Genomic DNA, 20,224 nt, shown 5'->3' on the forward strand with positions numbered 1-20,224 from the left:
TCTCGTCTGACAGTGCTTACTTTTTAAGCACTGTCTTTTAAGTTACTTATTATTTATTTCACTAATCATTCCCCTAGCATATTCTGCATATTCAGTATTTGGATAGTCGCTCTTAACTCTTTCAAAGAATGTTAGAGCCTTTGTGTTATCGTTAACTTCTTTATAGCAGTTTCCTATTTGGTAAAGAACCCATGGCATAATATCTAATTCCGGTGCTACCTGTTCAACTTTTAAAAGTTTTGGCAATGCTTCTTGATAATTTCCTTGCTTATATAGTTTATTACCTTGGTTATATATGGTCCATACATCATTTGTCTTTATACTATTCCATAGTCTATCAAACCTAGACTTTTCCATCTCATCTAGTTTTAAAGACTTTAATATTATTAAGTTATCCAACGCCTTTTCATAATTTCCATCGTAATAAAATTTTTCAGCATCATTTAAAGTTGAATTAAGGATAGTTTTATTATTATAGTTGTCAAGTTCTTCCTTTGTAACTTGAAAATTCTTTTGCAGTGTTTTTTGTTTTTCATCCATTCTTTTATTCTTTTCCCTTGTAGCTCTCTGCTTTTCAAGTTCCTTATCTTCTTTAGTCTCAGCCTTACCAGCACTGTTGAAAATACTTTTAATAGCAGAAGACTTACTATAAGCTGCTGCTGATATGGTGATTATTATAGCTAAGGCTAAAAATAATACAGCATACTTTCTTCCAGAATTCTTGGACCTTTTTATTTTATTATTTCTAGATAACCTTGAAACTCTGTCTCCCTTCACATAGTTATCAGCGTCAAAATCAGTATTTTTTATGGTATCCAGACCTTTTCCGCTAGTTACATCCCCTTTTAATTCTTGCAAATACCTGTTTGCTGATACAGTATAGATGTCATATTTAGCTAGTTTATTTAAAACTTTCTCAGCCTTACTATATTTCTTTTTATAAAAGTAGCAAAGGCCTAAGAGTTTTAATGCTTCAGGAAAATCCGGATTAAGAGATAAGGACCTTTTCAGGTCATTTATTGCCATCTCAACACATCTTATTTTTAAGCTTTTAATAGCCCTGTTATAAAAAGCTATGGATTTACGAATAGCCTTTGGAATCTCATGTGCATTAAATTCCTCATCACTGATATTAATAGGATTCATTTTGTCTATCTCATAGTTAAAATTCATCAATCTAGTCCCACCTTTATTTCAAATACATAATTTATTAAGTTTAAAACATGGCAAACTTCTATATATTACAATTAACGCTAAATTATATGTAATAATTATATATTTTTAGACATTATTTTTCAATATATTACAAAAATCAATATTTTAATGTAGCTTTAAGGTTATAGGATACAGATTTTCCCCTCTCCAATATTACTACTATAAAACAAACATACTAAAAGCCGTGAGTTATATTAATTCCTTGGCACTACGAGCTTTACTGCCTTTCATAAGTATTTCTTTAAAGATAAGGCTTGACCAAAATATACGAATATAGTATAATCCAATTAATTGCAACAGAAGCACAAAATGGGGTACACCACCGAAAGGGTGTAAGTCTCATTTTGTGCTTTTTTTGTCTAAAATTTTAGAAAGGTAGTGAGAAAGTGAAGGTTAATGGAATCACAATTTTTTTAGAGAAAAATCAAAGTTTATATGATTTTCTGAAGGCTCAAAATTATGATATGTGTAAAATTGCAGTTGAGCGGAATGGCAAAATTGTTCCAAAGGCAACTTACAAAGATGTTGAACTTTACGATGAAGATACTATAGAAGTTGTTAGGTTTGTTGGAGGAGGTTAAGCAATGAAAATAACTGTAAATGGAAAGAAATTTGAATTAGAGTGTAAAACAGCCTTTGAACTAAGAGACCAAATGGGAAATGAAAAGGATATTGTAATTCTCAATGGTTTTCAAATAGATGAAGATTGCAAAGTGTCAGAAGATGATGTTTTAAACATAATATGCAAAGGTACTATGCCTAAGAAAGATGAACTTGAGAGCATGATGATGGCAAGACATACTCCAAATGTACATAGAAAGTTAAAGGAAGGCAAGGTGGCCATAGCTGGATTAGGGGGACTTGGATCTAATATTGCAGTTATGCTTGCAAGAATAGGTGTGGGACAACTGCTTTTAGTTGATTTTGATGTTGTTGAGCCAAGTAATCTCAATAGACAAAGTTATTATATAAGCCATTTAGGAATGCCTAAAACTACGGCTTTAAAGAAACAGATAGCGGAAATTAACCCTTTTATAAAAGTAGAAACCCAAAACGTAAGAGTAACAGAGGATAATGTTAAGGAGCTCTTTAGTGGGTATGATATTATTTGCGAGGCCTTTGATAAAGCTGATGCAAAATCAATGCTGGTAAATGTGGCACTAGAACAGCTTACAGATACTAAAATAGTCTCTGCTTCTGGTATGGCTGGCTATGATAGTTCTAATTTAATTAAGACAATAAACCCAATGAATCGCTTATATATGTGTGGAGACTTGGAAAATGGAGCAAGAATTGGAAAGGGATTGATGGCACCAAGAGTGCAGATCTGTGCTGGTCATCAAGCAAACATGATTTTGCGATTGTTACTTGGAATAAATGATGTATAGGAAAGGATGTTGAAAATGGGTGATAGTTTAATAATTGGCGGACATGAGTTTAAATCAAGGTTTATATTAGGTTCAGGTAAATATTCATTAGAATTAATAAAAGCAGCTATTGAAAGCGGTGAAGTAGAAATGATTACTCTAGCCTTACGCCGTGCAAATACAGGTGGAGAGGAAAATATATTGGATTATATACCGAAAAATATTACGTTACTGCCTAACACTTCTGGAGCAAGAAATTCAGAGGAAGCAGTGAGGATTGCACGTCTGGCAAGAGAAATGGGCTGCGGCGATTTTGTAAAGGTAGAAGTAATTCATGACTCTAAATACCTAATGCCAGATAACTATGAAACAATAAAGGCTACAGAACTTCTTGCAAAGGAAGGATTTATTGTTATGCCCTACATGTATCCAGATCTAAATGTGGCAAGGTCTCTGGTAAATGCCGGAGCAGCAGCAATAATGCCTTTAGCTGCACCAATTGGAAGTAATAAAGGGCTTTGCACAAAGGATTTCATAAAAATCCTGTTAGATGAAATAGATTTACCAATAGTTGTAGATGCCGGTATTGGCCGTCCATCACAAGCCTGTGAGGCCATGGAAATGGGTGTTGATGCAATTATGTGCAATACTGCAATTGCAACAGCAAGAGATATTCCATTAATGGCAAAGGCATTTAGACAAGTCATTGAAGCAGGCCGTGCAGCCTATCTTGCTGGCCCTGGACGAGTATTGGATTCTAAGGCAGAGGCATCTAGTCCTTTAACTGGATTTTTGGAGGAATAGTTATGGAAGTCAGTAGAACAAACCCTATGGAATATCTAGAGGACATGGAAGTAATAAGCTCTGATATTATGGACAAAGTCTTAAGATTAGTAGAAGAATATGCTTACCATCAATACACCGAAATAGATGTACAGAAAGCTCTATTGAAAGATACTCTCTCAATAGATGATTATGGTGCCATATTATCTCCGGCAGCAATGCCCTATTTAGAAAAGATGGCTAGAAAATCAATGCTAGAGACCAAGAAGCACTTTGGTAACTCTGTTTGCATTTTTACACCATTGTATATTGCAAATTTTTGTGAAAACCATTGTGTATATTGTGGCTTTAACTGTCAAAATAAAATCCATCGTGGAAAGCTGTCTTTAAAAGAGATAGAAGAGGAACTTAAGGAAATTGCCTCTACAGGATTAAAAGAAATTTTGATTCTCACCGGTGAATCCCGCCATAAGTCTGGAGTAGAATATATTGGCGAAGCAATTAAATTGGCTACAAAATATTTTTCTACCATTGGTATTGAAATCTATCCTCTAAACTCAGAGGAATATGCTTATTTACATCACTGTGGTGCAGATTTTGTTTCTGTTTATCAGGAGACCTATAATACAGATAAATATGAACAGGTTCATTTAAAGGGACCAAAACGAGTTTTTCCCTACCGTTTTCACTCCCAAGAACGTGCACTTCTTGGAGGAATCCGTGGTGTTTCTTTTGGAGCATTGCTTGGTCTAGATGATTTTAGAAAGGACGCCTTTGCAGCAGGTTTACATGCCTTTTTTATACAGCAAAAATATCCTCATGCAGAGATTTCCTTCTCAGTACCTCGTTTAAGACCTTACCTTAACAATGCAGATAATAATCCTAACGATGTTCATGAAAAACAGCTTTTGCAGGTTATGCTTGCTTATCGTTTGTTTATGCCCTTCGCTGGAATTACAATATCTACAAGAGAAAGGGCTGGTTTTCGTGATAACGTTGTAGGAATGGCTGCTACAAAAATATCCGCTGGCGTAAATGTTGGAGTAGGAGGTCACAAAGAGGAACAAAAAGGGGATGAACAATTTGAAATTTCTGATCCCCGCAGCCTTGCTGAAATACACCAGATGATTTTAGACAGAGGATTGCAGCCGGTCTATACCGACTATATCAGAATATAGGAGAAATATATGCTAATTTGTGTAACTAATCGAAAACTCTGCAGGGATGATTTTCTTAAACAAATAAATTTAATAGCTAAAGGAAAACCTAAGGGAATTATGCTAAGAGAAAAGGATTTAAACCTGTGCCAATATGAAAATTTGGCTCTAAAAGTAAAAAGTATCTGCGATACTCATCAGGTACCACTTATTATAAATGAAAAAATTGAGATTGCAGCTAAAATGAAAATACCCTATATTCATTTATCAATGGCAGATTTAAGGATATATAAGAAGGAGCTGCATCAATTTACTCATATAGGAGCTTCAATTCACTCCACCTCTGAGGCAAAAGAAGCAGAAAAATTAGGCGCTACCTATTTGGTTGCTGGACATATATTTGCCACTGATTGTAAAAAGGGAATACCTCCAAAAGGAATTTCATTTTTAAAAGAAGTGTGTAATTCCGTTGTAATCCCTGTATTTGCTATTGGAGGAATTACAAAGACTAAGGTAAAGGCTGTGAAAGATGCCGGTGCAGCTGGTGTTTGCATAATGAGTGAGGCAATGACTTGCTTAAATCCTTTAGATCTTGCAGAGAGCTTTAACTTTTAAAAAGGGACATATGCTTGGGGACTCTGCCCCCAAGCCCCTATTGTCTCATTTTGCTAAAAATATATATCAGAAAATTCTATATGCACTGGATCTATCCTATCACTATCTGCGGCAATTTCAAGATCAGCTTCATTAAAATCCAACACTTTAGTTGGAAACTGCATCTTAAATTCACTACCCTCTCCATACTTGCTGTTTACAGTAATTTTACCTCCCTGCATATCAACAAGGGCTTTTACAATAGAAAGTCCCATTCCGCTGCCCTCATGATTTCTTGTTAGGGACTTGTCCACTTGTCTGAACTTATCAAATATCACTTCAAGCTTTTGCTTTGGTATTCCAATTCCTGTATCTCTAACAGATATAATAATACTCTCTCCCCTGTCCTCTATTAATACAAATATATCGTCTCCTGGATTTGTGAATTTAACTGCATTGGAAAGAAGATTAAGCATAATTCTTTCCATTTTTTCTATGTCACAGGCCATTATTTTTTCCTCTACATCAGTATCAAACACTAATCTAACCTTCTTAGTTTCTACGTATTGAGCAACAGATAAAGTTATTTCCTCAATTACATTTACAATATTACAATTAGTAAGACTTAGTTTTAAAAATCCTGAATCTATTTTTGTACTATCAATTAGGTTGTTAACTAACCTAAGAAGTCTATAACAATTATGCTTTACTGACTTTATATTTCTTTCTAGTTTTTCTCTAGTATTGTCCGAGGAATCGTCAATAATATATTTTTCTATAAATTGTACTGTAGCATGTATAATATTTAAAGGAGTTCTAAACTCATGGGAGATGTTAGCAAAAAACTCCCTTTTTAAGTTATCGTATTCTATTACTTCGTTTAGTAATTTTCGTTCAGTTATGTCTCTAACAACACTAATAACAACATTTTTTCCTTCTTTTACAGAACAAGTACTTGTAATATCAACATCTACAATTTGTCCATTGAGTTTGATAAACTTCTCTTCAACTATTGGCACAATACTTGACTCTTCCTTTAAGTTATCTAGTCTTTTATAGAGCAAACTGTGATAATCTTTATGAATAAAGCTGGATAACATCTTCCCTTGGATTTCACTAGAGTCTGATGCTCCCAAAAGCTTCTTTGCCTCGTCATTTACAAGTTGTATCTCTCCATCTACATGAACAAATATAGCATCAGGTAAGTTGTCTACAAGGGTTTTATATCTTTTTTCACTTATGATAAGCTCATTTTCTGTAATTCTATGTTTCCTTATTTCTATCTTTAATTTCTCATTAGATTTTTCTAACTCTTCAGCTTTTAGCTTTAATGCTTGATTTGTTTCACTTAACTGATAAAATAGAAGTTCATAGGGATTTTTAATACATATAGTACTTACAACTTTGTACATAAGGTAAGAAGATACTGCATACATTACATGACCAATCATATTAGATATATCAAAAACATCTGAATATAGGGTAAAAAATATTTCTGAAACAATCATTATTGCAAGAGAAAATATCATATAAGTATATACACTTTTATCAAAGGCCTTCTTGTTCTTCATTAAAATAAGAATTGAAGCTATTGATATTAATGCTATTACGTATTCACCTAGTTTTTTAAATAAAGTTAATCCTACTCCTGTTACATAACAATCAGGGAATATCCCCCATAAAAATACAGACAATAATAAAAATATAGATATTATGAGGTAAATTAGAATTGAAGTCTTTTCCTTCAACTTTTTCTCGATAAAAGTAAATGCTATAAGAAGAGAGACACTTTGTAAAAATCTTGTAATAATCCATAGTTGTGTAGCTAAATTTGCTGTATCTCCATAAAATATTCCAATACCTTTATAGGTTAAAGCATGAAGCAGATTAAAGAAACCAGAAAAAGCAAATGAAATTCCTAAGAAAGTAAAATAACTATTGTTTGATATTTTGTAGGTATTTATAGCAATTATAGAAACACTAAAGTAAAAGATTACGGTGGCTACTTCAATAACAGTGTGAAACAATAAATAATTTATAAAGCTAATATAGATTAAGATTACTCCTAATGTGGTTGCTAAAATTATTTTCTTAAAAACCTCTGGTTTAACTAGGGCCTTATCTTTGTCCATAATTTTAGTTTCCATGTTTAATCAACTCCATTTCTTTTATATAATAACATAAATGTTAGAATAAAATTATTTACTAACGATTATTATTTAGTAATAACCATTATTAGGTAATTATCTTACTTTGTTTTCATATTATAACATTATATTCTAGGTTTTTCAAATTTTTCACAAATCCTACTTTGTAATAAAAGAAAATATCAAAAAGCCAATGCTTAGTATTGTTAAGCATTGGCTTTTACATTTTATATACTCCTTTTTATCTTAGCCTTGAAGGATTTGTCTTTAGGCAGACACTGACTCATCAGATTCCTCTATGTAGGCTATTTTTCTACCATGTAGAAAATAATATAGGAAAAGACAAAGAAATATCACTACTGCCATAATCATATACAAACCACGATAACCAATTAATGGCACAAAGTAACCTAATATAAATGGTCCAAGACCTACACCTAAATCTTGAAAAATAAAATTAGTAGAAGTTGCTAGTCCCATGCGGTGCTTAGGTGAAACTTTTACTGAAATCGCTTGGACACTAGAGGAAGTAGTACCATATCCTAGCCCCACTAAAGCTCCAGCTAATAAAAGTGAGAAGCCTTTGTGGCTTTGACTAAGAATAACTAAAGCTATAGCAAACAATAAAATAGCTGGATACATAACAAAGTTTTCACCTTTTTTATCAAAGCATCGTCCAGTAAAAGGGCGTGAGACTAAAACAAACACTGCATAAACTATAAAGAAAAAACTACCTATGTTAACCAGATTAATTTCCTTAGTATAGGAAGTAAGGAAAGTAAGAATGCTGGAATAGCCCAGAGCAATTAATGCAGCAATAATGGAAATGGGAATAGCTTTTATTTCAAAGAAACTTTTCAGTGAAAAACCTTTTCTCTTTTCTAATTGCTCTTTGGTAAATTCTAATCTTGGAATCTTTATAAAGAACACAGCAATAAAACTAAATACTAAAAATATAATACATATAACAAAATTCATGTAAAAGGTACTATGTCCAACTATAAACATCCCTAGAAAAGGTCCAATTGCGGCAGCAACAGTAACACTTAATGCATAATAACCGGTACCTTCACCACGACGATCCTGTGGAATAATTTTTGCTACAATTGTCCCTGTTGCTGTTGAGGCAATTCCCATTGCAGCTCCATTTAAAAAACGGTTAATCAAAAGAAATGCCATACTATTAACTAAAACATATAGACATGTAGTAAACAAAAATAAAATAAAGCCTATATAAAGCATCTTTTTCCACCCTACTTGATCAATATATCTACCAGAAAAGATACGTGCAATAAGTATTCCTATGACAAATATTCCAGAGGCTAGCCCTGCTTCACTAGGTGAGGCATGAAACTTTTCCGTTGCAAATAGGGTGATGGTCACCATTAATAAGTAAAAAGTAAAATAAAGAAAAAAGTTGGCTGTGGATACAATTAAGAAATTCTTAGTCCACAATTTAGATTTATTCATTTTTATTTCTCCTTTTCTTTTGTAATGTTTTCTAGTATTTTAGGAAGTACTTCAAAGATATTTACCTGTTCCTCAAAGGGAATATCTTTCATTACGCTATACTCTAACTTTGTTATTTTTTCACGACATAATTGATAAATCTCTTCTCCTAATTCCGTTAGCTGAATTATTTTTTCCCGTCGGTTTTTAGTTACTATTTCCTTTACTATAAGTTTTTCCTCCAAGGTATGGACTCTCCTAGTAACACTAGGCTTTTCTATATTATAATGGCTAGAAATATCCACAAGAGAAGATGGTCCATTGGTTTTCAAGTAAATAATAACTTGCCATAGGGAGTAAGAAAGATCATATTCTCCTAATAGCTCATTTAATTTGCTTATAAGCGGTCGATATATTGTTAAGAATCGTTGAAAAAAACCTTGCATTTCACTACCTCCTGAAAATTGTTACCCTGGTTAACTGTTACCCTAGGTAATTATACCCCTTTTTTTCTTAATGTCAAGAGGCCTAATAAAAAGCCAATGCTTAACAAAATATAAGCATTGGCTTTCTTAATAATTATTTTTAGCATTTAACCTACTACATGATTCACAGAATTATATCCTTACTTATCATTGTCCTCTACTAATGGAATGTATTCTTCATACCCTTCTTCCTTCATCTTTTTAACAGGAATAAATCTTAAGGCAGCAGAGTTGATGCAATATCTTAAGCCGCCTTCTTCCACAGGTCCATCTGTAAAAACATGACCAAGATGGGAATCTGCATGCTTACTTCTAACTTCAATTCTATGCATGCTATGACTAAAATCCGCCTTCTCCTTTATAAACTCTCTGCTTATAGGCTTTGAAAAAGCTGGCCAACCGCAGCCAGAGTTAAACTTGTGAGTTGAAGCAAATAGAGGCTCACCAGAAACAATATCAACATATATTCCCTTTTCAAAGTGGTTATCATAAGTGTTATTAAAGGGTCTTTCCGTTGCATTTTCTTGTGTAACCTTATACTGAAGCTCATCAAGCTTTTTTAACAATTCTTCTCTACCAGGCTTTTTGTAATCTCTGGCCATAAAATCCCTCCTTAAATCTTTATATAATTCTATCCTGTTAAACCCCTTTATTGTCTCCTTCTGTAAGCTGATTAACTATTCTATCAACTTCCTTATTAGGATTTCTCCACCAGTCCTTGCTCCATATTCTTATGATTCTCCACCCTCTAGATTCTAAATATCTCTGTCTATGAATATCTCTTTCCCTAGCTGACTTTGAACTATGATAGGTTGCTCCGTCACACTCTATGCCTAAGATATAGCTTGAAGTCCTTGTATCATATATTGCTAAATCAATTTTATACCCGGATACTCCTACTTGGGTATCAACCTTATATCCTCTTTTAACCAAGGCTTCATATACCTCTGCTTCAAAATCGCTGTCATGTCTTCTTTCTCTATTCCTATTAACATCGCTGTCTAGAAGACTATTTAGGATTAATTGTGCTCCTTCTTTATTTCCCTTTGATACTTCTCTAACGTACTGGAGATACCTTTTAAAGAGCCTAGGACCATTATTTTTTGAAGAATCAACACTTAATTCCTCTGGCTCTATTGAGGTTAGAACATATATCTTCTTTTTAGCTCTGCTTATTGCAACATTTAACCTGTTTTCTCCACCATCCTGTGAAAGAGAACCAAAGTTCACAGATACTCTTCCATTTTCATTTTTAGCATAGGCTGTGGAAAATATTATGATATCTCTTTCATCTCCCTGCACATTTTCAATGTTCTTCACAAAAAGACTTAAATCTTCATTATTTTCTTCCCTCTCTATCTCTTTAACATATGCCTTCTTAAACTCCTCATCTTTCTGACCTCTCTTTTCCAGCATATCTTCAATAAGGGATTTTTGATTTATGTTAAAGGTTATTATTCCTATGGTTTCTTTATTTTTTCTCTCTTTAAATAGCCTTGCTACAATATTTACTATTTCCTCCGCTTCCCTTTCATTATACCTATCTATCCATCTGCCTTCCACCATTATTCTTTCTATAGGAGCTCCATATTCACTTTCACTTTTTAAGTTTGGCGATACTTGAAGTCTTCCTCCATAGAAGGCATAGTTTGAGAAATTGATTAGTTCATCATACTCTGAACGATAATGATAGCTTAGGTGAACGCTATTATAATTTACCTTGGCAAGGTCCAGTAAACTTTCCTCTTCAAGAGCTGCTATGTTATCCATATCCTCTTCTTCATCACAGCCATTAAATCTGGAATTAAAAGTTGAAGATGGTTTAAGCTGCTTATCATCCCCTGCTACTACAACTTGTTTTCCTCTGAATATAGTTGGAATAGCATTTTCTACAAAGATTTGTGATGCTTCATCAAAAATCACTATATCAAAGATCTTTTCCTTAAGAGGAAAAACCTCTGACACAGTTTCAGGGCTTAAAAGGAAACAAGGAAATATCTTTAATATCAAGTCACTGTATTCTTCAAAGTATTTTCTTATAGGCAAAAGAGATCTTTTTTTATTTGCTTGCCTTTTAAACTCTCTAAAGTTACTCTCCTCTGCTAACTTCGGTATTTTTTCTGCCCATTTATCTAAAATATATTGTCGACTTAATTTTTGCTTTATAGCCATACTATTTTCTACGTCTTCAACTATACTGTTAAAAGAATTTATTTGTTCAAGAACCTTTTGAACCTTTTCTTCCTTTTCTATTTCTAAAATATTATAGAGTATAGTAAATTCCAAAAGAGAATTTATTCTTTTCCTCATCACCGTTATATTGCTATTATAAGCATAATTTAATATCTTACGTTCTAACTTCTCAAGATTTTTCACAGTTATTAGATCATCTCTGTACTTCTCTATTGTATTTAGTGCATCTATAATATCTAGAAAGTATTCAGTTAAATCCTCACCCTTTAAGAATTTTTCAATAATCATATTATAAGCTTTATCATTGAGAGCTTTTTTTACAACTAATATGTCCTGAAAAGCTTTCTGTATTGGTAGATATATTTTTACTACCTTATCTATAAATTCCCTCTCTTTTACGTAAAATTGTTTTCTATTTTCTTCTTCCAATCTTTTATTTTCAGAATAGCTTAACCAGTAGCCAATGCTCCACCATCTTCCATCATTTATCTTATTAAGAAGAGAATTATTATATTTTTCATTAAGTACTACTGCTAACTTTTCTGCTTCTTCCTTATCTAGTTCATAGGAATGCTTCTTAAATAAACTCATTAATCCTTCATAGATTTTATCTTCCTCTAAGCTAATCTTTATAATGTTTTTTATAGGTAGTACCATAGCTTCTATCTTTTCAGATAACTCATCTATGTCCATAAAGTTCATTGTAGGATTAACATCTTCTATAAAAGGATTTTTACTGAGAAGTTCACTATACTTCTGAAAGGCTTCCACCTCTTTATCTTTAATTCTTTCTATAGCGTTTCTTAATTCGTAATATTTTCCTTCCTTAAAATCATTATTTTTTTTGAATCTATTAAAGTCTTCATATCTTTCATCTTCTTTTCCTATTATCCCTTTTGTTTTGGAATACATTTCCTGCAGTGAAATGCCATAACTCCTTTCCTTATGAAGCACTTCACCTACAAGTTCTAGAAGCTGAATTCTGTCATCTATAGACTTAGCTAACCTTGCTATTTCCTCTTTGCCTTTATTTGTGGCAGCTTCACTTTCCTCTAATGCTTCTGCAATAAAAGAATAGAATCTTTTTTTATCTCCATTTATATCATGGATAAGCACAGACTTCTTATTTAGTTCTTCCAATCTGTTATATATTACATCAAGTGCTGCTCTTTTTTCAGATACCATTAGCACAGTTTTATCCTTTGCCAGAGCATCTCCTATAATATTGACAATAGTTTGTGATTTGCCTGTACCTGGTGGTCCGTATATGACCAGCTGTTTTGAGTCGTTAACCTTCTTAACTGCTTTTTCCTGACTATAATCTAAAGGAGATATTAAATATAGGTCCTTTTCACTAAAGGAAAGTTTACCATGTTCTTCTTTTTCCTCTTCAACAACTGTGCCTACAGAATTACTTTTAAGAAGCTGACTTAAAAGTTCATTGTCAGTTTCCATAGTTTCCAATTCCATATAATCCTTATATATAGAGTTTGCCATTGGAAATTGTCCCACTACTATATAATTTTTAACCTTAATCTCACCTAAACTGTATTTTGGAATAGTATTCTTTTTATAATCATTAAACTTCAAAGGCTCAGTTTCTTCATAGTTTACTATAATACTGTTGTCTTTTAAGTCCTCTATAATCTTTAGTATAAAATCCTCTTCTATATCCTCAAACTCTGTTTCTATAGCTGGTAACTTAATTTCATTATGTTTGGAACAGGCCATTAAAAAAACTTTATTAATGAGAACAGGCCTATCTACTATATTGTTGCAATACCACTGATCTCCATTTCTTGAAAAGGTAACAGGAAATAGTACTAAAGGTGCTCTTACAAAAGTTTCATCTTTAAGATTCCCCTCAACAAAGGGATAGCCAATATACAGCTCATATCTGCCTGTTTCCTTATGTATATCACCTATTTCCTTATGTAGTGCTTTTAAACTGGCAGAAAAATCAATTATCCTTTCCCCATTTTCATTTATCTTTGCCAGTTCCCAGTCTAACTTTTCATTAAAGGTTTCTTCAATTACTAAAAGTTTATCTTCTAGTACTTTCATATCTAGCTTTTCTTCTTTAAGTTTTTCTATTTCCAGTTTTTTATCTTTAGGAAGTTCTTTTCTTAAAATTTCTTTTTTGTCATTTACATAGGCATAGGAGTCCTCTAGTAATAGAAAGCTTTTACTTTCTCTGTTTAACATCCACTGAATAAGTTCCTCAGCTATTCCTTTTCTTATATCTTCAAGCTTAACTATATCAAAGGCTCTCTTTTTAGGAAGTGTCATGCTTACTAGACTTCTGTTTCTTCCGCTTAAATTAATAAGTCTCTCCTTATATTTCTGGAGAATTTCCTTCATAAATCTTCACCTCAACCAAAGATAGTACAGTTTTTTGCTATAAATGATCCATACTATGTTTATTAAAAGTACTTAGCTAATGCTAATTCCTTGTATGCATTATAAAATAATTATGCCCAAGTGAACCATATTATAGTACTAAAGTATTTGACCATTAAAAGATATCTACTTGTGCTTATCATTTTTATGAAAAATAGATTTGCCATTAGCTGCTGGTAATATGTATAATTTATTTATTAGGAAGATTTTAACTGAAATTTTTTACAAATTAACTATAAGGGGTGATGTTAATGAAAGATAAAAGAATAACTAAGCTGACTACTTTAGCAGAAACTAAATTTTTAAGTCTTTTTAATGCTGAATACAAAAACAAAAAAGGAGCTACAAAACACTGGACAATTGCTTCAAGAAAAAGCCTTGAAATTTTAAAGGAGCAGTACTTCCAAGACAGGAAAGAAAAAGTGGATGCAGTTGTTATGAATGCTATTCACAAGGAAAGTAAAAAACTAGTATTAATAAAACAATTCAGGGTTCCTTTAAATGACTTTATCTATGAACTTCCTGCAGGTCTTATAGATAGTAATGAGAGCATTGAATCCGCTGTAGCTAGAGAATTAAAAGAAGAAACTGGACTCTCTCTTTTAGAAATTGATGAGGAAAAGACAAGAAATATAGCTTATGTTTCACCTGGAATGACAGATGAATCTTTGGCTTTAGTATACTGCAGCTGTACAGGTGAAATAACAAGCAAATATCTTGAGGAGAATGAAGACATCGAAGCTATGCTAATTTCTCGCAGTGAAGCAGAAGAATTGCTAAAAAAAGATGTTAAAATGGATATAAAAGCATATATGGCACTTCTAAGTTTTATTAACTGTTAGTAAACTTGGATTTTAAAAAAACGTACTAAATTTTTTCAGTACGTTTTTTCATTACATAATAGTATTTTTTTAAGATCTGAAGCTGTCCATCCCTTATTCTATAGTTTTAATCAATTCAACACCATTTCCCGCCATAATAAATGATGCTACAATATTTAAAAGGTCTGCTTTATGTGTTCCAAGATCATAGGTCTCCACCGTATCCATAGGAACTATTATCCTTGACTCTATATCCTTTATATTATAATAAGCCTTTGCACAATTTGAAAATTGTTCAATACATATATCAGTGCAATCACCTATTACGATCATATTGGTTATTTGGGAATTCTCCTTTAGCCACTGTTGGAATTTGTCTTCAAGAAAACCATTGGTAGAATTTTTTTCTATAAGGGTATAGCCACCAACTTCCTTTATTTCATCGATAATCTCACTCTCTAAGCTTCCCTTAATACAGTGAGGCGGATATGCCTTAAGCTCAGGGGATTTATCTGTGTGACTATCTGCAAAGGCTATAACTGGTATGTTATTTTCTCTGCATAATTTCATTGTTTCCACAGTATTTTCTATTAAAGACTTAATTCTCGGGCTGTACAAACTGCCTTCTTTACAAAAACCATTTACCATATCTATTATTATTAGCACAGTATTTTTAGGATTTAAGTCTTTTATATGCAATGATGGTTTACTGTTTAATTCATCTAGCATTTTCTCAAAGGCAGATTTTAATTCTTCTAAAAATAAATATCTATTTCTCACACTTTCCATGCTTATCACCCTCAATTAATAATTTTTTTATTTAAAGTTACTCTTTCTTTTATCTCTAGCAGAAAGAATATTCTCAGCCATCTTGTAAAAATCTATATGATTGGTCTTTTCTACATGTGATTTCCACTGATCTCTAATACTTGATGCACCGCCGAAAGCACCACAGAGGGCACCAACAATAGCACCATTAGTATCAGCATCATCGCCGATATTAATTACTGCAGGTAAACATTCCTCATAAATTCCACCGCCAGCATAAAAAACACCTAAACTTAAAGGAATAGACTCATAGCTCTTCATACCTGCTCCAATTAATCGGTACAGCATTTTACAGACTTCATCTAAGCTTTTATCCTTATTGCTGTCTACAACCTTTATAGCCAGTTTTATTCTTTCTTCAACGGAAGGCGACGGTATATCATACCCCTTTTCTTCTCCATAATGTGCTCCATAAATTGCTGCTTTCATCACCTCAGAAATTGGCTCCTTCCCTTCTACTGCACAGGCTACAGCAGCTGCTACAGCACAGGTGGAAGCTGCTCCTGGCTTGCTGCCGTGAGATACAATGGCTGATTGAAAGGCATCCTCTACAGCATTTTTTACATCTCCATGATGGAAGATTCCTATTGGTGCTACTCTCATAGCACCACCGTTGGTATCTCCCAATCTCGCTGCCTTAATATAATCTTCTCCGCTTATAATAGAAGTTAGAAATCTTCTTGTGCTTGGCCCAATAACCGTTGTTTCCAACATCTTATTTTTAATTGCCCATTGTCTCATTTTATCTACAAAAAGCTCTACATGAAAGCCAGCTTTCTCTATTAAAACTGACGCAATAATAATACTTTCTTCAGTATCATCGGTTATTTCTCCTTTCTCTAAGGAACCATGAGCCCTCTGCTCTGATGATGGTTTGTTAAAGCCTAAAATCCTTCCATAGGATTTTTCTATTTGATTCGGTGTCATAAATGATGCAGGCATTCCCATAGCATCACCTATAGCTGAACCTATTAAAGCTCCATAAGCCCTATTAAGCATGATTAGTCTCTCCTTTCATAAGTCTTTCTACATCTTCCAAGCTATACTTTCCATTTGGTCCCATAAAAGTGGTATTTAAAGCACCGCAGGCACTACCTATGCTAAGCACTTCTTCAAATTCAAGGTTATTTAAAAAACCATAAATACATCCTGCTGCAAAGCTATCTCCTGCTCCTGTAGTATCCATTGATTTTACATTATAAGCTGCCCCTTTGTATTTTTTGTTGCCTTTATAAGCAGTGATTCCCTCTCCTCCATTTTTAATTATTAAGTATTCTATCTTATATTTTTCTATCCATTTATCAACCTCTTCCTCTGCATTTAACTTTATTTTGATTTTCTCTAGTTCATTAGCATTAGGTATTAAAACATCACATAACTCTAAAATTGAATATAATATTTCTGACTCTATTTCACCTACTAAAGGACCTGGATCAAACATAACAGAAGCTCCTCTTTCTTTAACCTCTTTTATAAACCTTAATATTTTTGCTGCATAGCTACTTAATAGATAATACCCTGTTAAATAGACAAAGGCAGTTTCTTTTACCAAATTAGGCTTTATGAGGCTATAGGAAAACATCTCTTCACAGCCCTTATAACTCATAAAGGTTCTCTCTGTAGCAGAATCTAAAACTACAATGCAATAACCTGTGGTTTTATTTTTTTCTACAGCAACACAGTCATTATTAATATTGTTTTCTAGGAGAAACTTTTCTATTGTATCGCCATCTTCATCCATGCCTATAGCAGATACAGGATATGCATCAATTCCAAGATTTTTTAGTGCACAGGCAACATTTATTGTACATCCTCCTACCCTGTTAAAGGAATCTGTAATTAAAGTATCCTCTCCCCTAATGGGATACTTATTTACTAAAATATATTTATCAACTATTATCCCGCCCATAACAAGGACCTTATTTTCCTTAATTACTGTCATAAAATCACCTACTCATTTAAAATAATACTACTTGCTTTATCCCAGGTTAAATATACATTATCTCCGTTTTTAACTTTTTCTTCTCCAAAGAAATTCTGCTGCTGCACTATCACTTCTTCTCCCATAACCTCAACCCTGTATATAGAAAGGTTACCTGCATAGGTAATAAATTTGATTACTCCCTTTAAAAAAGTCTTATTACTAGGCTTTTCTTTTTCAATAGAAATTTTCTCTGGTCTAATTGAAAGAACACAATTTTGATTTAAATTTAGCTTTTCTTCCGCTTCTATATGTATCCTATCTCCATTTTCCATTTGAAGACAGTAGATATCCTCTCTGATATCCCTTATTACTCCTTTAAAGAAATTTGATTGTCCTAAAAACCCTGCTACAAAGGAGTTAACTGGCTTTTCATAAATAGCATGAGGAGTATCTAATTGTATAATTTCACCTTTATTCATAACTGCTATTTTATCAGATAAAGTTAAAGCTTCTTCCTGATCATGGGTAACGAAGATTGTTGTTATACCAACCTTTTTTTGAATTTGACGTAATTCAACCTGCATATCAACCCTTAATTTTTTATCTAAGGCACTTAAGCTTTCATCTAAAAGCAGTAATCTTGGTTTTATTACTAATGCCCTAGCAAGGGCAACTCTTTGCTGCTGTCCTCCAGATAATTGCTTAGGCTTTCTCTTTTCGAAGCCAGTTAACTGTACCATTTCAATTGCTTTTGCTACTTCTTTTCTAATTTCGCTTTGTGACATCTTTCTTTGCTCAAGTCCATAAGCAATGTTTTGCTCAACATTCATATGAGGAAACAGAGCATAGCTTTGAAATACCATTCCTATATTTCTTTTATACACTGGGATTTTATTAATCACTTCATCCTCTATTATTACATCTCCTCCATCTGGACTTTCGAAACCTGCAACAATTCTTAAAGTTGTGGTTTTTCCGCAGCCGGAAGGTCCCAGCAGGGATAAAAAGGTTCCCTTTTCAATACTTAGGTCTACGTTGTCTAAAACTGTATTTGAATCGTACTTTTTACTTAATTTTTTTATTTGAAAATATGACATTAAGCTCCCCTCCTAAATATATTTTTAAGGGATGATTGCATAAGAAGAGCAATAAGTATAATTATTATTAAAGAAACAGCTAAAATAATCGTTGCTACTGCATTAATCTCCGGTGTAAATCCAAATTTAATTGAAGAATATATTTCAATTGGCAGAGTACTATTGCCAGTAGGAATTAGAAAATAAGAAATAACAAAATTATCAAAGGATATCATAAAGGATAAGAATCCTCCTGCAATAACTGCCGGAAATATGGCAGGCAGTATTATCCTTCTAAAAGTTGTCCATTCATTTGCTCCAAGACTGTAGGATGCCTCTTCTATTGCTTTATCCATATCAGAAACTCTAGCACCTATTACTAATACTGCATAAGGCAGTGAAATAATAACATGTCCAATTATTAATATAAATAAATTCTTGCTTAATCCAACCTTCATTAAAAATAGTAATAGTGATAATCCCATAATAAGCCATGGAATTGTCAACGGCATAAGGACTATAGAGTTCACAGTATTCTTTATTTTTTTCTTTCCTTCAGGGATTTCAAGGACCAAGGCAGTTCCTAGAATTACACAGAGGACAGCTGTAATAAAAGCAATATAAACACTGTTAATTGCTGCATTTATCAGTTTTGTATTATTAAAAAGCTCTAAATACCATTCAGTGCTAAAGGTAAAAGGAAGTGCATTATATCTTGATTTATTAAAGGACATCACCGCCATAACAATTATTGGCATGTATAGAAATGTGAATATTAATAGGGCATAGGTCCATCCAAATATCCGCTTTTTCACCTGCTACACCTCCCTGTTAAACTTAGAAAATATGCCTAGAGATACTAGCACCAAGGCAAGAAGTATAAAGGCTATTGCTGCACCAAAATTCCATCCATAGATTTCAAAAAATTGATCTTCAATAATTGTTCCTATAACGGAACCATTTACTCCACCTAATATTCTAGGTTCAACAAAGCTTCCAAGACATGGTATAAATACTAAGATAGAACCTGTTAGAATTCCTGTTTTACTTAAAGGAAGAGTAATATTTATAAAGGTGTTAAAAGCAGTAGCTCCAAGGCTTTTTGATGCTTCTATAATAGAATCGTCTAATTTTTCCAAGGACATATAAATTGTAATAACCATGTATGGAAAGAAAATATGTGTAAGTCCAATTATAACTGCTGCCTGTGTAAACAGAATACCTAAGCTACCATTTCCAATTATGTGAAGCTTTCTTAGAAATATCTCTAATATGCCACCATCTCTAAGAAGGTTGAGCCAGGAGTAGGCTCTAACAAGTTCGCTTGTCCAAAAGGGTATGATAATAAGAAGAAGCATAATTCCTTTGCCCTTTCGAACAATTTTAGCCATAATATAGGCCATAGGGTAAGCTATTAATAAACAAATAACTGTTACAATAAAACTTATCTTTATAGTTTTTGCAGTTAGTTTTACATATAGACCTTTAGAAAAAAAATCTATGTAATTTTGTAATGTAAAGCTGGCTGATTGTCCATCACTTAAAAAGCTAAAATAGAGCATTATAAATAATGGTACAATACCAAAGGCAATAAGAACAAAAAGTGCAGGGCTCATAAGTAGATAGTTTTTCTTCATTTCTCTTCCTCCATTCAAAATCACTTTTTGTTAAATATGGATACTTCAATCTAGAATTAAGTCTATGTATAGGTATATATTAGTGATTCTGAAGTCATATTCAAAAATTACTTATGATAGAGAAGAATTACTAATATATACCCCGCAC

18 protein-coding genes are annotated in these 20,224 nt (G+C 32.8%); 6 read left to right on the top strand and 12 right to left on the bottom strand.

The annotated features are described in order from the left end of the window. Nucleotides 1-42 precede the first annotated feature (42 nt). Nucleotides 43-1,173 carry a tetratricopeptide repeat protein gene (locus N4T77_RS03465; protein WP_261670347.1) on the bottom strand — a complete coding sequence of 377 codons (1,131 nt, stop codon included), beginning with the start codon at nt 1,171-1,173 and terminating at the stop codon, nt 43-45. 428 nt (nt 1,174-1,601) lie between these two features. Between N4T77_RS03465 and thiS the strand changes: the two genes are divergently transcribed. From thiS to N4T77_RS03490, 5 genes are read left to right on the top strand one after another with little or no spacing between them, the layout of a single operon-like run. After that, the gene (thiS, locus tag N4T77_RS03470; RefSeq protein WP_261670348.1) at nt 1,602-1,796 is read left to right on the top strand and encodes a sulfur carrier protein ThiS; all 195 of its coding nucleotides are present in this window, start codon (nt 1,602-1,604) and stop codon (nt 1,794-1,796) included. Between the two features lie 3 nt (nt 1,797-1,799). Continuing rightward, nucleotides 1,800-2,603, top strand: a complete 804-nt coding sequence (gene thiF, locus N4T77_RS03475) for a sulfur carrier protein ThiS adenylyltransferase ThiF (RefSeq protein ID WP_261670349.1) — start codon at nt 1,800-1,802, stop codon at nt 2,601-2,603. 15 nt (nt 2,604-2,618) lie between these two features. After that, nucleotides 2,619-3,386 (top strand): thiazole synthase, encoded by a 768-nt coding sequence (locus tag N4T77_RS03480; protein WP_261670350.1) that lies wholly within the window; start codon nt 2,619-2,621, stop codon nt 3,384-3,386. Nucleotides 3,387-3,388: 2 nt separating this feature from the next. Further along, nucleotides 3,389-4,543, top strand: a complete 1,155-nt coding sequence (gene thiH, locus N4T77_RS03485) for a 2-iminoacetate synthase ThiH (RefSeq protein WP_261670351.1) — start codon at nt 3,389-3,391, stop codon at nt 4,541-4,543. A gap of 9 nt (nt 4,544-4,552) precedes the next feature. Continuing rightward, complete coding sequence (locus N4T77_RS03490; protein WP_261670352.1) at nt 4,553-5,137, top strand: thiamine phosphate synthase; 585 nt, start codon at nt 4,553-4,555, stop codon at nt 5,135-5,137. Between the two features lie 53 nt (nt 5,138-5,190). Here N4T77_RS03490 and N4T77_RS03495 read toward each other — a convergent pair whose 3' ends face one another. From N4T77_RS03495 to N4T77_RS03515, 5 genes are all read right to left on the bottom strand, one after another. Next, entirely contained in the window at nt 5,191-7,263 is a 2,073-nt protein-coding gene (locus N4T77_RS03495) for an MASE3 domain-containing protein (RefSeq protein ID WP_261670353.1), read from the bottom strand. A 267-nt stretch (nt 7,264-7,530) separates the two neighbouring features. Next, nucleotides 7,531-8,733, bottom strand: a complete 1,203-nt coding sequence (locus N4T77_RS03500) for an MFS transporter (protein WP_261670354.1) — start codon at nt 8,731-8,733, stop codon at nt 7,531-7,533. A 2-nt stretch (nt 8,734-8,735) separates the two neighbouring features. Next, a complete protein-coding gene (locus N4T77_RS03505) occupies nt 8,736-9,158 on the bottom strand; it encodes a MarR family winged helix-turn-helix transcriptional regulator (protein ID WP_261670355.1) in 423 nt (140 codons plus the stop codon). A 179-nt stretch (nt 9,159-9,337) separates the two neighbouring features. Then, nucleotides 9,338-9,799 carry a peptide-methionine (R)-S-oxide reductase MsrB gene (msrB, locus tag N4T77_RS03510; protein WP_261670356.1) on the bottom strand — a complete coding sequence of 154 codons (462 nt, stop codon included), beginning with the start codon at nt 9,797-9,799 and terminating at the stop codon, nt 9,338-9,340. A 37-nt stretch (nt 9,800-9,836) separates the two neighbouring features. Then, nucleotides 9,837-13,751 (bottom strand): AAA domain-containing protein, encoded by a 3,915-nt coding sequence (locus tag N4T77_RS03515; RefSeq protein WP_261670357.1) that lies wholly within the window; start codon nt 13,749-13,751, stop codon nt 9,837-9,839. 290 nt (nt 13,752-14,041) lie between these two features. On the opposite strand from N4T77_RS03515, the gene N4T77_RS03520 reads away from it, so the two are divergent. After that, a complete protein-coding gene (locus N4T77_RS03520) occupies nt 14,042-14,632 on the top strand; it encodes an NUDIX hydrolase (RefSeq protein ID WP_261670358.1) in 591 nt (196 codons plus the stop codon). 93 nt (nt 14,633-14,725) lie between these two features. Here N4T77_RS03520 and N4T77_RS03525 read toward each other — a convergent pair whose 3' ends face one another. From N4T77_RS03525 to N4T77_RS03550, 6 genes are read right to left on the bottom strand one after another with little or no spacing between them, the layout of a single operon-like run. Continuing rightward, nucleotides 14,726-15,400, bottom strand: a complete 675-nt coding sequence (locus N4T77_RS03525) for an isochorismatase family cysteine hydrolase (RefSeq protein ID WP_261670359.1) — start codon at nt 15,398-15,400, stop codon at nt 14,726-14,728. A gap of 27 nt (nt 15,401-15,427) precedes the next feature. After that, nucleotides 15,428-16,438 (bottom strand): ADP-ribosylglycohydrolase family protein, encoded by a 1,011-nt coding sequence (locus N4T77_RS03530; protein WP_261670360.1) that lies wholly within the window; start codon nt 16,436-16,438, stop codon nt 15,428-15,430. Continuing rightward, the gene (locus N4T77_RS03535; protein WP_261670361.1) at nt 16,431-17,381 is read right to left on the bottom strand and encodes a carbohydrate kinase family protein; all 951 of its coding nucleotides are present in this window, start codon (nt 17,379-17,381) and stop codon (nt 16,431-16,433) included. Before N4T77_RS03535 ends, N4T77_RS03530 begins: the two co-directional genes overlap by 8 nt. 8 nt (nt 17,382-17,389) lie before the next feature. Further along, nucleotides 17,390-18,460: an ABC transporter ATP-binding protein gene (locus tag N4T77_RS03540; protein ID WP_261670362.1), complete on the bottom strand. Its 1,071-nt coding sequence runs from the start codon at nt 18,458-18,460 to the stop codon at nt 17,390-17,392. Next, nucleotides 18,460-19,254 carry an ABC transporter permease gene (locus N4T77_RS03545; RefSeq protein ID WP_261670363.1) on the bottom strand — a complete coding sequence of 265 codons (795 nt, stop codon included), beginning with the start codon at nt 19,252-19,254 and terminating at the stop codon, nt 18,460-18,462. The genes N4T77_RS03540 and N4T77_RS03545 overlap by 1 nt, the downstream gene beginning before the upstream one ends. Before the next feature lie 3 nt (nt 19,255-19,257). Then, the gene (locus tag N4T77_RS03550) at nt 19,258-20,076 is read right to left on the bottom strand and encodes an ABC transporter permease (protein WP_261670364.1); all 819 of its coding nucleotides are present in this window, start codon (nt 20,074-20,076) and stop codon (nt 19,258-19,260) included. Nucleotides 20,077-20,224 lie beyond the last annotated feature (148 nt).

The sequence above is a fragment of the Clostridium sp. CX1 genome (assembly GCF_025398335.1).
In the GTDB taxonomy this organism is placed as follows: Bacteria; Bacillota; Clostridia; order Clostridiales; family Clostridiaceae; genus Clostridium_AM; species Clostridium_AM tanneri.